Origin of the sequence: Halomicrobium zhouii, assembly GCF_900114435.1 — an archaeon.
Lineage (GTDB): Archaea > Halobacteriota > Halobacteria > Halobacteriales > Haloarculaceae > Halomicrobium > Halomicrobium zhouii.
On record NZ_FOZK01000004.1, the window covers coordinates 140,892 to 151,637 of the forward strand.

At 68.7% G+C, this 10,746-nt stretch carries 14 protein-coding genes; 3 read left to right on the forward strand and 11 right to left on the reverse strand.

Annotated elements, in window-relative coordinates; translation table 11 throughout:
• Window positions 1-2: 2 nt before the first annotated feature.
• From BM337_RS17790 to BM337_RS17805, 4 genes are all read right to left on the reverse strand, one after another.
• Entirely contained in the window at window positions 3-1,184 is a 1,182-nt protein-coding gene (locus tag BM337_RS17790) for an inorganic phosphate transporter (protein ID WP_089818455.1), read from the reverse strand.
• A 75-nt stretch (window positions 1,185-1,259) separates the two neighbouring features.
• Window positions 1,260-1,721: a YeeE/YedE family protein gene (locus BM337_RS17795; protein WP_089818457.1), complete on the reverse strand. Its 462-nt coding sequence runs from the start codon at window positions 1,719-1,721 to the stop codon at window positions 1,260-1,262.
• A 1-nt stretch (window position 1,722) separates the two neighbouring features.
• Entirely contained in the window at window positions 1,723-2,277 is a 555-nt protein-coding gene (locus BM337_RS17800) for a YeeE/YedE family protein (protein ID WP_089818459.1), read from the reverse strand.
• A gap of 15 nt (window positions 2,278-2,292) precedes the next feature.
• A complete protein-coding gene (locus BM337_RS17805) occupies window positions 2,293-3,486 on the reverse strand; it encodes an MBL fold metallo-hydrolase (RefSeq protein WP_089818460.1) in 1,194 nt (397 codons plus the stop codon).
• Window positions 3,487-3,735: 249 nt separating this feature from the next.
• Here BM337_RS17805 and BM337_RS17810 point away from each other — a divergent pair, with 249 nt between their 5' ends.
• Genes BM337_RS17810 through BM337_RS17820 form a run of 3 tightly spaced genes read left to right on the forward strand, consistent with a single transcriptional unit; the run spans window position 3,736 to window position 4,827 of the window.
• Entirely contained in the window at window positions 3,736-3,981 is a 246-nt protein-coding gene (locus tag BM337_RS17810) for a sulfurtransferase TusA family protein (RefSeq protein ID WP_089818462.1), read from the forward strand.
• A gap of 1 nt (window position 3,982) precedes the next feature.
• Window positions 3,983-4,561, forward strand: coding sequence for a DsrE/DsrF/DrsH-like family protein (locus BM337_RS17815; RefSeq protein WP_089818463.1), 579 nt, complete (start codon window positions 3,983-3,985; stop codon window positions 4,559-4,561).
• 44 nt (window positions 4,562-4,605) lie between these two features.
• Entirely contained in the window at window positions 4,606-4,827 is a 222-nt protein-coding gene (locus BM337_RS17820; protein ID WP_245778694.1) for a HalOD1 output domain-containing protein, read from the forward strand.
• 39 nt (window positions 4,828-4,866) lie between these two features.
• On the opposite strand, the gene BM337_RS17825 is transcribed toward BM337_RS17820, so the two are convergent.
• The 7 genes from BM337_RS17825 to BM337_RS17855 form a co-directional block, all read right to left on the reverse strand.
• Window positions 4,867-5,982, reverse strand: a complete 1,116-nt coding sequence (locus BM337_RS17825; RefSeq protein ID WP_089818467.1) for an aminotransferase class V-fold PLP-dependent enzyme — start codon at window positions 5,980-5,982, stop codon at window positions 4,867-4,869.
• 190 nt (window positions 5,983-6,172) lie between these two features.
• Entirely contained in the window at window positions 6,173-6,817 is a 645-nt protein-coding gene (locus tag BM337_RS17830; protein WP_089818469.1) for a helical membrane plugin domain-containing protein, read from the reverse strand.
• 2 nt (window positions 6,818-6,819) lie between these two features.
• A complete protein-coding gene (locus BM337_RS17835) occupies window positions 6,820-7,965 on the reverse strand; it encodes an NAD(P)/FAD-dependent oxidoreductase (RefSeq protein WP_089818471.1) in 1,146 nt (381 codons plus the stop codon).
• Window positions 7,962-8,204, reverse strand: coding sequence for a sulfurtransferase TusA family protein (locus tag BM337_RS17840; RefSeq protein WP_089818473.1), 243 nt, complete (start codon window positions 8,202-8,204; stop codon window positions 7,962-7,964). The genes BM337_RS17835 and BM337_RS17840 overlap by 4 nt, the downstream gene beginning before the upstream one ends.
• A 146-nt stretch (window positions 8,205-8,350) precedes the next feature.
• Window positions 8,351-8,944, reverse strand: a complete 594-nt coding sequence (locus BM337_RS17845; RefSeq protein WP_089818475.1) for a class I SAM-dependent methyltransferase — start codon at window positions 8,942-8,944, stop codon at window positions 8,351-8,353.
• A 2-nt stretch (window positions 8,945-8,946) separates the two neighbouring features.
• On the reverse strand, window positions 8,947-9,165 hold the full coding sequence (locus BM337_RS17850; RefSeq protein ID WP_089818477.1) for a YgaP family membrane protein: 219 nt from the start codon (window positions 9,163-9,165) through the stop codon (window positions 8,947-8,949).
• Between the two features lie 79 nt (window positions 9,166-9,244).
• Window positions 9,245-10,657 carry a multicopper oxidase family protein gene (locus tag BM337_RS17855; protein ID WP_089818479.1) on the reverse strand — a complete coding sequence of 471 codons (1,413 nt, stop codon included), beginning with the start codon at window positions 10,655-10,657 and terminating at the stop codon, window positions 9,245-9,247.
• Window positions 10,658-10,746 lie beyond the last annotated feature (89 nt).

The following is a 10,746-nucleotide window of genomic DNA, read 5'->3' on the forward strand; positions in this document are numbered from 1 at the left end:
CGTCAGGCGACTCGCAGGACGGCCATCGACCCGTAGCCGAGTGCGAACGCCAGGGCGAACGAACCGACCCACGCGCCGACGGTCACGAGGATCTTTCGCGCGCTGAGCGCGTCGCTGCCCCCGACCGCGGCGCCGCTCCCGATGATCGCGCTGACGATGATCTCGTTGAACGAGACGGGGACGCCCAGGAAGACGGCCAGCTGGGCGATGAGAAACGCCGGGACGAGCGCGGAGATAGACCGGCGCGGTCCCAGCGAGGAGTAGTCCTGCGAGAGGGATTTGATCATCCGCGGCGCGCCGGTCCAGGAGCCGACCAGGATGCCGACCCCGCCACCGACGAGGACGACGAACGGTGATATCGCACCGACGTCGTCGAGGATGGGCAGCAGCGGCCCGACGGCCAGTCCGACCTGGCTCCCGCCCGCGGAGAAGGCAACCAGCGACCCCAGGCTCAGCAACACCCGTCGCAGGCCGCCGGCTTCGTCCCGTCGGATGTCCGCGTAGACGAGCGTGGCGATGGCGGCTGCCGCCAGCACCGACAGGCCAACGGCGACGAACACGCCGTCGGCGCCCAGCAAGCGCTGGCTGGCCTCGACGAGCGACCCCGCCGACCCGTCCGAGCCGAGAAACGAGAACCCGACGTTCGCCATCACGGCGCCGACGAGACCGGCCAGCGCGGCGACGCTGAACCGTTCGGGGACGTCCGCCCGGGGGAGGACGCTGGCGATGGCGTAGGCGATCCCGCCGCCGACGAACGGCGTCAGCGCCCAGACGGCGCCGATCTGCTGGTACTTCGCCCAGACCGGTGTGCCGCCGAGTGCGAGGCCGACGCCGACGACCGCGCCGGTCACCGTGAACGCCGTCGCGATGGGGTAGCCAGTCTTGATCCCGACGGCCATCAGCCCGGCGCCGATGGCCAGCGCGACGATGACGCCCGTCGCGGGGAGGCTGACGCCGCCGACGAGGCCGCGGCCGACCGCCTCCGAGACGTTCGCGCCCTGGGTGACGGCGCCGGCGAAGCCGAAGACGCCGACGACGAAGGCGGCCCGCATCGTCGTGATGGCGTTGGCCCCGACGGCGGGCGCGAACGGCGTCGCGCCGCTCGACCCGGCGCCGATGACCCACGCCATGAACAGACTCGCGACTGTGGCGACGACGAACAGGCCGACGATAGCGAGTTCCATTACTGGTGTAGCCTGAAAGAATTCGAGTCAGTCAGTCGGTCAGTCGGTCAGTCGGTCAGTCGATCAGTCAGTCAGTTAGTCCGCGCCCGCTGGCGTGGGCTCGCCGGTGGCCGCCCGACTCCGCCAGCGACCCTGGAGGTACGCGCCGAGGAACATCCCGGCGAGCGCCCAGAGGATGGCGACGTTGCCGGTGCCGAGGCTGGCGTAGGCGGCGCCGGGGCAGATGCCCGACAGCCCCCAGCCGACGCCGAAGATGGCGCCGCCGACGAGGACGTTCCGGTCGAAGGGTTTCAGCCGGCGTTCGTAGCGGTCGCCGGTCAGCGGGGCGCTGTCGCGTATCCGGGGCATCACTGCGAAGGCGATGCCGGAGACGATGGCCGCGCCGAACATGACGAACAGCAAGCCGAAGTCTTCGAACTGGAGGAAGTCCAGCACGACCTCCGGCCGGGCCATCTGGCTGAAGCCGAGCCCGAAGCCGAAGATCACGCCGCCGACGAGTATCAGCGGCATGAACAGCGGATGACGATCCTGAGTCATGCTACGGACTCACCCCCAGTGCAGCGACGACCTGGGCCGTCCCGATGGCCACCGTCAGGAACGTGATCACGCCGACGATGGACGTCTTCGAAGCCGATCCGACGCCGCAGACGCCGTGTCCGGACGTACAGCCCTTGCCGACCCGGGTGCCGATGCCGACGAGGATGCCGCCCAGGAACAGGCGCCAGGGCTGGACGTCGGTCATCCAGAGGGTGACGCCGGCGACGTCGTAGAGCTGTCCGGTCGTCCCCGGCTGGTAGAGCGAACTCGTCACCAGGCCGGACTGGAACGTCAGCGCGAACACCGCGGCGCCGAGGACGATGCCGAGCGTGAAGACGACGCGCCAGTCGCGCGAGGAGACGTACTGCTGGAACCGGGACTGGTCGGAGACGTACGACAGCGTCGACTCGAGGAAGGTGCTCGCCCCGGCGGCGATCCCCGTCCCGAGGTAGATGACGACGGCACCGAGGCCGACGAGTAACCCACCGACGGCGTAGCGACTGACCCCGTTCGGGAACAGCTCGGCGGTCAGTTGCAGTGGGACTGGTTCGATCACTGGTGGATACCCGCGTCAGTCACCGGCGAGCGACTCCTGGCTCGCGGCGCAGTTGTTCGGTCCGAGTTCGAGCGTGAACGCTTCCTCGTCGTCGACGGCGTTCTGACCCAGGTTCGTCGCGATGATGTCCTCGTAGTTGGCCGGCCGTGGCGGCATGTCCGAGAGGATCAGGTCGACGAACTCCTGTTCGTCCATCGTGAGCGCGGCCATGTCTGCGACGAGGTCGCCGATGGGCGCGGTGTAGGTGCCGTCGTCGGCGGGTTCTGCCGAGTCGCTGAAGTGGGCGCCGCCGACGAGCGTGTCGTCGGGCAGCGAGAGGACGCGCTCCTGCAGGGACTCGTAGAGCATCCGCGCCGCCTCGGGCGCACCGTCGTCACCCTCTTCGAGGTCGGGGCGGGCGACGCTCTCGACGAACAGCCCGTCGCCGGTGGCGAGGAGGCTGTCGTCGAGGAGGTAGGAGGTCATCCCGGTCGTGTGGCCAGGCGTGTAGACGGCCTCGATAGTCGCGTCACCGACCTGGAAGGTGTCGCCGTCGGCGGCCGTGGTCAGTTCGTCCGCGTAGGTGACGCCGCGGTCGACGGCGGCCTCGGGAATGACGCCCTCGACTCCCTGGTCGTCCAGGTCTCTCACTCCAGAGATGTGATCCGCGTGCACGTGCGTGTCGAGTGCGTACTTCAGGTCGACGCCCAGCTCGTCCGCGTCGGCGAGGTAGCGGTCGGTAAACGCGCGCAGCGGGTCGACGATGGCAGCCTCGCCGTCGTCGTAGAGCAGGTAGCCCAGACAGCCCGAGGAGGGGCGCTGGTACTGGACCAACGTGCCGGCGCCGTCGTAGCCGTCGACCTCGACGGCCTCGTAGATGCGCGCCCAGCCGTTCATGCCGTCTTCGAGGTGGTTGACGTCGTACCCGCGTTCCGCGAGCGTGCCCGCGACGAACTCGCTGGCGCCGCCTTTCGCACACAAGACGGTGACCTCGCGGTCGTCGGGGATCTGTTCGAGTACCTCGTCGTCGATCTCGTCCTCGAGGAAGTGGAAGTAGGGGGCGTTGATCGACTCGACGGTGTCGCCGTCGATCCGCCACTCCTCGTAATCGGATTGCATCCGCGCGTCGAGGAGCGTGACGTCCTCGCCCGCGTCGATGCGTCCTTTCAGCGTTTCCGGTTGGACCGTCTCGACGTCCGCGTCCGGCGTCGGGAAGTCTTCTGGATTCATTTCGTACACTGCCTTCTATCGGACGGGTATACAAAAGGGTTTTCATAGTAATTCGAATTCTGCACAATACCGTTGCCCCACACCCGGGCGAGATGGGTGAATACACCGCATCCCCCCGTAATATGGTGGGTAGATCCGGCATACCCCCCGCCGTAGTAATTCGCACATCCCACAAGAATCGACATCCTTTTACCTCCGACAATAATATTGTGAGGTAGCTCCAATACAGAGCAACAGAGATTACAGATCATGAGTGCAGAATTCGACATCACGGAGACGCTCGACGTCAAAGGTGCATCGTGTCCCATGCCGGTCGTCAAGACGAAGTCCGCCATCGACGAGCTCGCGGAAGGCGAGGTCCTCGAGGTACTGGCGACAGACTCCGGTAGCATGAGCGACATCGACGGCTGGGCCCAGGGGACGAACGGCGTCGAACTCCTCGACCAGGTCGAGGACGGCGACGTCTACAGACACTACGTGGAGAAGACGGCGTAAGATGAGTACGGACACGCAGTCGTCGGACGACGACGAGCCCCTGACCGAGGCACAGCTCCAGGCCCGCGTCGAGGAACTGGAGGACAAGGTCGCCACGCTCGAGACCGACGCCGGCGACGACCAGAAGAAGATGACCATCGTCGCCACGAAGGGGAGCTTCGACATGGCCTATCCCCCGCTGATCCTCGCCAGCACGGCCGCGGCGTTCGGCTGGGAGGTCGTCGTCTTCCACACCTTCTGGGGGCTCGACATCCTCCACGAGGAGAACTCCAAGAACCTCCAGCTCTCGGCGGTCGGCAACCCGAGCATGCCGATGCCGAACGCGCTCGCCGCGCTCCCGGGGATGGATCGCATGGCGACGAAGATGATGCAGAAGAAGATCGACGAGAACGGCACGGCCAGCATCGAGGAGCTCATCGAACTGTCCCTCGACCAGGGCGTCGACCTCCAGGCCTGCCAGATGACCATCGAACTGATGGACTACGACGAGTCAGAGTTCTACGACGAGGTCACTGTCGGCGTCGGCGCGGCCACCGCGCTCCAGCACATGGCCGAGTCGGACGTCCAGCTCCTCATCTGATCACCCCCCGACGAACCAGTTTGCCCATGTTACACACCCAACCGATGGAACGACCCGTAGATCGCGTCCTCGCCGCGGTCGCCGCGGCCGAGGAGACCGACCTTCTCTCGCTGCAGCCCCCGCTCGGCGACGTCGTCGACGCCGACGCATTGAACGCGCTCGTTTCCGGCAGTCAGGACCGGGCTGGCGCCGACGTCACGGTCCAGTTCACCTACCGCGGCCACGACGTCACCGTCGGCCCGGACGGCGACGTCGAACTGCAGTAACTCCTTTTTGCGCGGCGTACACGACGAAGAGAATAGCCACTAGAACTCCGGTGTCAGCCCGTCGAGCAGCCGGTCGACGTCCCCCTCGGTGTTGACGGCGTGGACCGACGCCCGGACCGCGTTCGGCCACGGGAGGTCGCGGACGACGATGTCGTCGGCGGCCAGCCGTTCGACCGTCGCCGCCGGATCGTCGACGTCGATGGTCACGAGCCCCGACTCCGGCGTCGACGGGCTGAGCACCCGGTCGGCCGGGACGCCGTCGACCAGCCGGGAGGCCAGCCGGTGAATGCGGTCCTCGATGCGTCCGAGACCGACCTCGTCGATGGCGTTCACCGCCTCGCCCAGTGCGACGTGCGGCGCGGGGTTGGCCGACCCGACCTCGAAGCGACGGGCCCCGGCCGCGTACTCGAAGGGGTCCGCCGTCGGCGTCTCGACGCTCCGGTAGCCGACGGCCCGGGGTTCGAGCCCCTCGGCGACCTCGCGGTCGACGTAGAGGAACCCGCCGCCCCAGAGCCCGAGGAGCCACTTATGGCCCGCGGCCGCGACGGCGTCGGCGCCCCACTCGCCGACGTCCATCGACAGCTGGCCGGGCACCTGGACGGCGTCGACGAGCGCGAGCGCGCCGGCGTCGTGGGCGAGGTCGACCAGATCCGCGACGGGGAGCCTGGTCCCGTGGGTCCACGTGACGGCACTGAAACAGGCCAGCCGCGCGTCGGCGACCGCGTCCGCGAACGCGTCGCGGTCGACTCGCCCCGCCGCCGTCTCGACGACGCGCACCTCGACGCCCTCCCGTTCGAGGCGCTGCCAGGGAAGGATCCCGGCCGGATGCTCGACGTCGGTCCGCACGACGACGTCGCCGGGCTGCCAGTCGATGGCGTTCGCGAGCGCGTTGATCCCGCCGGTGGTGCTCTCGGTGAGTGCGATCTCGTCCGGCTCGGCCCCGACGAACGAGGCGACGGTCTCGCGCGTCCGGTCGAACGCGTCGAAGGCCGTCTCGTAGGGGTCGTCCCGGACCGGCGAGTGGTACTCGTGACGCTGGACGAACTCGTCGGCGGCGTCGACGACGTACCGCGGACTGGGGCCGTGGGCCCCGAAGTTGAGGTAGACGTCATCCTGGAGCGCGGGAACGTCCGCGCGGAGTTCTGTGGGGTTCATGAGCGATGATGTCGGTGGTTTGTGTACGGTTGGTCGCGTTAATAGTTTTGTGACATTCCAACAATACTGATCGCCGGCAGGGACGGGGCGGGGATGGGCCGGGGGCGGGTTGGGCCCCCGTTCGGGCGCGATCCCCCGTTCGGGTGCTGTCCCTGTTCGGGTGCTGTCCCCGTTCGGACACCGTCCCTGTTCAGTCTGACGTCGGCGGGGACTGCTGCTGGCCGATCGCCCGCGCCACGGCGAACAGGTAGCCGAGTCCGTGCTGGATCTCGGGGTCCCGGACCCCCCTGACCAGGCCGACGGGACCGACCGGTTCCGTGTCGCCGCGTTCGGCCGCACCGACGCCGTCGAGCATCGTCTCCAGTCCGTCGCGGGTGTCCTCGTCCGCGGCCGTGTCGGCGATCTCGCCCAGCGCGGCGCCGGTTCCCGCGAGCGACGTGACCATCTCGTCGTCGAGGGCGGCCGTCGCCAGCGACCCGACGTCGGCGAGTTCTGCGAGTTCGTCCAGCGTCCCGGTCCGCTGGAGGCAGACAAGCGTCTCCAGGGCTTCCTGCAGTTCGGCGCCGTTCTCTCCCACCGTCTCCGCCAGCGCGACTGTCTCGTCCGTCGCGAGGCCGTCGGCCGACTCCGCGAGCGTCGACGTCGTGTCGGCGAGTTCGACGACCATCTCGTCGGTGAGCGCCCCCTCGCCGAGTGCGAGGACGTCGAGCAGTTCGTTGACGCCGTCGAGCCGCCGGACGAACGTCGCGACCGCTTCGGGGTTCTCGGCGATGGCGTCCGCGAGCGGGTCGGCGTTGGTGTCGGGGTCACCGTCGCCGTCGAGTTCGCTGGCCATCGTCAGAGCAGCCCCCGTGCGGTGAGCCAGTAGGCCTCGTTGTACGCCAGTTTCGACCAGTGGAGCTTCCGGGACGGCTGGGCCGGCGACGGCGGTCGCTCGAAGTCGAACTCCACGAACGAGGCGGCGTCCATCCCCGTCTCGATGAAGCAGAGCGTCTTGCCGTCGTAGGTCGCCGTCGCCGGCTGGCCGCGGATCTCGCTCGCGATGCGCCGGGCGACGACGCCGGCCTGGTAGTGAGCGACGCTCCCGGCGTTGGGCATGCCGGTGTCGGCCGTGTCACCCAGCGCGTAGACGTGCTTCGCGGCCTCGGCTTCCAGCGTGTGCCTGTCGACCTCGACCCAGCCCCGATCTCCGAGGCCGGCCTCCTCGATCAGGTCGACGCCCCGGTGGGGCGGGATGGCGACGAGGAGGTCGTAGTCGATGTCCGTCCCCTCCATCGACCGGAGGACCTGCTCGTCCGGGTCGACTTCCTCGGCGTTGAAGAACGTCTCGACGCCGATGTCGCGCTCGTCCATGATCGGCCGCGCCCACTCGGCGATGTGGGGGTTGCCGTGGACCCGCTGGATCGGGTACGTGTACGTGACGTCGACGTCCTCGCGGAGGCCCCGCTCGCGGAGCCAGTCGTCGACCATGAACACGAACTCCAGGGGCGCCGCCGGGCACATGTGCGGCGTCCCGACGACGCTGAGCACCAGGTGCCCCTCAGTGAACGAGAGGAGTTCGTCCCTGAGGGCGGTCGCGCCGTCCTCGCTGTAGTAGTCGTGGCCAGCGTCGGCCAGTCCCGGGACCTCGTCGGGCGCGAGCGTCGACCCCGTCGCGAGGACGAGGGCGTCGTACTCGATCGGATCGGGGCCCTCCATGCTCTGCATGCGCTGTGCATCCGTGTCGATAGCGGTCACGCGGTCGATACGCACGTCGACCCGGTCCTCGACGAGTTCGGTCAGCGGCCGGCGGGCGTCCCCGGGTTCGCGCTGGCCGAACGGCACGTACAGCCACACCGGCTTGTACACGTGGTCCGGGTCGTCGTTGACCAGCGTGAGGCGGACGTCGCCGGCGTCTATCTCCCCGGCCAGTCGCTCGGCCAGGTTGTTGGCGAGGACGGTCCCGCCGGTGCCCCCGCCGACGATCACGACGTGCTCGGTCATGTCTTCTCCACGTAGAACGCGTGGTGGTCCTCGCCCTCCTCGACCCCGTGGAGTTCGTTGCCGGCCTCCGCCGTCCACTCGGGGACGTCGGTGAGCGACTGGTCGTTGTCGCTCAACAGGCGGACCACGGTTCCCGGCTCGACGCTCCGCATCTTGCCGATGAGGTCCATCAGCGGCCCGGGACACGCTGCCCCACGGGCGTCCACCGTCTCGTCGGCTTCGACGTCAATTTCGGTCATCGTTACAGGTGAACCTCCGGGCCGGATCGCTTTAGTATTGTACATCAATTCCAAGATTCTGAAAATCCCCGTGCAGTACAGGTGCTCGACGCGGTGTGGTGACGGTCCATCGCGATTGACGGGTCGGGTGACCGGCGACCCGAATCCTATCGCTCGAACGCGAGCGCGTAGTGGTACGGCGGGAGGGCGATCCGCTCGTCGAGCGAGAAGTCGGCGGCGCCCAGCACGTCCGCCGTCGTCTCGTCGGGCGTCATGCGGAGGGTAGATGGCGGGCCCCGCGGTTCGTCCGCGACGGTCGTCTCTTCGCGCGGCCGGGCGTGCCAGTTGACCACGACGAACCGGCCGCCCGGGCAAAGTGACATCTCGACCTCCCTGACGAGCGCGTCGCGGTCGTCGACGCCGTGGAAGGCGTTGGCCAGCAGGACGACGTCGACCGGCTCCGGCAGGAGTTCGGACAGTCGGCGGGCGTCACCGTGGACGGGCTCGACGTTGTCGACGCCCTGTCGGTCGGCGAGGGCCGAACACTCCGTGAGGAGCGACTCGTCGAGGTCGCAGGCGTACACCGGCGCCGGGTCGACGACCCGCGCGGCGGGGAGCGCGAAGTACCCGTTCCCGCAGCCGACCTCCGCGAGCGCGTCGCCCGACTCGACGCCCAGTTCCCGCAGCGTCGCTCCCGGCGTCGGCCACAGCTTCCCCCACCAGTCCCAGTCCGGCTGGCCGGTGTTCTCGAAGGGTTCCATCGTCACCGGGCGTCCGCGGTGTCGATCCCGAGCACCCGGTACACCAGACAGACGCGGGTCAGGGCCGTCCCGATCAGAACGGCGCCCACCAGGAGCGCGAGCACGCCGACGAGCGGCCCGGTCTCCAGTGCGCCCGCTAGTGAGGCGCCGCCCAGCGCCGCCAGCAGTCCACCGACAGCCAGTCGAACGGCGCGATCCGCGGTGCCAATATTGTATTCCATGCCCAATTCAACACACTATCTCGGGTTAAGCGTTTCCCGACCCGGCGGGCCGTCCCGAGCGGTTCGTCGATGCGGCGCATCACCCGACGTATCGCACCACCCGGGCCATGCCGGACTCCAGGTGGTAGAGGTTGTGGCAGTGGAACAGCCAGTCGCCCGGATTGTCGGCGACGAAGTCGAGCGTGACCTCGCCCATGTGCCCGGGGACGAGGACGGTGTCCTTGACCGCGTCCCCGAACTGGAAGAAGTGGCCGTGGAGGTGCATCGGGTGGAGCACTGGACTGCGATTCACCATCCTGATCCGGACGTGCTCTCCCTGTCGGACATCGAGCGGGTCGGCGTCGGGGTAGGCCTGTCCGTCGATGAGCCACTCGGTCCCGCCCTGGCGTCCCGACAGCGTCAGATCGAACGACCTGTCCGGACTCCCGTCGATGCCCGCCAGCGGCGAGCGCGCCTGGAGGTCGCCGTACGCGAGTGCTCGTCCGCCGTTCGACGGCACCCCCGGTGCCGCGGAGTCGTCGACCCCTTCGTACGTCACGAGGGCTCGCGCTGGGGGTTCGTCCCCGTTGACGGCCTCGGCACGGACCTCCCACGTACCCGGGTTATCGGCCTTGACGACCGCATCGTATCGCTCGCCAGAGCCGAAGACGAACGAGTCGACGGTCACCGGCTCGACCGGGCGTCCGTCAGCGTGGGTCACAGTCAGGGGGTGACCACCGGCGTGCACCCGGAACGCCGTCGCACTGCTCGCGTTTACGAACCGAAACCGGACCCGCTCTCCCTCCCGGACCGAATACGTCCGGGGGTCATCCGGCAAGCGTCCCCCCATCAGGAGGCCGGCGTACGGCGGTCGTCGGTCGGCCATTGGGCCACCGCCCCCGCCGCGACCACCGCCCATCGGCCCGCCGCCCCCACCGGGACCACCGCCAGCCGGCCCGCTCCCCGACTCGAGTTCGGAGAGCGGGCGGGGCTCTCCGGCGAGGTAGTCGTCGACGACGACAGTGTACTCGCGGTCGTACTCCACGTGCGGGTCGTCCTCCTCGACGATCAGCGGCGCGAGGAGCCCGCGGTCGAGCTGGAGCCCCACGTGGCTGTGGAAGAAGAACGTTCCCGCGGGTTCCGCCCGGAACCGGTACGTGAACGAACCGCCGGACTCGACCGGATCCTGCGTGACGTCCGGGACGCCGTCCATCTCGTTGGCCACGGGGACGCCGTGCCAGTGGATCGTCGTTCCGTCTGCGAGTTCGTTGTCCAGTTCGACCTCGACCACGTCCCCCTCGCTCGCGCGGAGTTCGGGTCCCGGGAACTCGCCGTCGTACAGCCAGTTCTCGGTCGTCGCGTCTGCGCCGGGCTGGACCTCGCCCGGTGCCGCAGCCAATGCGGCCCGTACGTCGGCGGAGCCGGACGGCGGACTGCGGGGGGTCGGACGGGACGAATCACCTGGACCCGTCCCTTCGGTCGACAGGCACCCGGCGAGTCCACTCGCGCCCATTCCAGCCAGCGCCTGCAGGAAGCGACGTCTGGTGGGAGTGGACGGCGGGCTCACAGCGACCCGAGCATGCGCTCGAACCGTTCGCCATC

Bases quoted from the DNA above. Each gene is read 5' to 3' on its own strand.
- BM337_RS17790 (WP_089818455.1), bottom strand. From the start codon at position 1,184: ATGGAACTCGCTATCGTCGGCCTGTTCGTCGTCGCCACAGTCGCGAGT.
- BM337_RS17795 (WP_089818457.1), bottom strand. From the start codon at position 1,721: ATGACTCAGGATCGTCATCCGCTGTTCATGCCGCTGATACTCGTCGGC.
- BM337_RS17805 (WP_089818460.1), bottom strand. From the start codon at position 3,486: ATGAATCCAGAAGACTTCCCGACGCCGGACGCGGACGTCGAGACGGTC.
- BM337_RS17810 (WP_089818462.1), top strand. From the start codon at position 3,736: ATGAGTGCAGAATTCGACATCACGGAGACGCTCGACGTCAAAGGTGCA.
- BM337_RS17815 (WP_089818463.1), top strand. From the start codon at position 3,983: ATGAGTACGGACACGCAGTCGTCGGACGACGACGAGCCCCTGACCGAG.
- BM337_RS17820 (WP_245778694.1), top strand. From the start codon at position 4,606: ATGGAACGACCCGTAGATCGCGTCCTCGCCGCGGTCGCCGCGGCCGAG.
- BM337_RS17825 (WP_089818467.1), bottom strand. From the start codon at position 5,982: ATGAACCCCACAGAACTCCGCGCGGACGTTCCCGCGCTCCAGGATGAC.
- BM337_RS17830 (WP_089818469.1), bottom strand. From the start codon at position 6,817: ATGGCCAGCGAACTCGACGGCGACGGTGACCCCGACACCAACGCCGAC.
- BM337_RS17835 (WP_089818471.1), bottom strand. From the start codon at position 7,965: ATGACCGAGCACGTCGTGATCGTCGGCGGGGGCACCGGCGGGACCGTC.
- BM337_RS17840 (WP_089818473.1), bottom strand. From the start codon at position 8,204: ATGACCGAAATTGACGTCGAAGCCGACGAGACGGTGGACGCCCGTGGG.
- BM337_RS17845 (WP_089818475.1), bottom strand. From the start codon at position 8,944: ATGGAACCCTTCGAGAACACCGGCCAGCCGGACTGGGACTGGTGGGGG.
- BM337_RS17850 (WP_089818477.1), bottom strand. From the start codon at position 9,165: ATGGAATACAATATTGGCACCGCGGATCGCGCCGTTCGACTGGCTGTC.
- BM337_RS17855 (WP_089818479.1), bottom strand. From the start codon at position 10,657: ATGGGCGCGAGTGGACTCGCCGGGTGCCTGTCGACCGAAGGGACGGGT.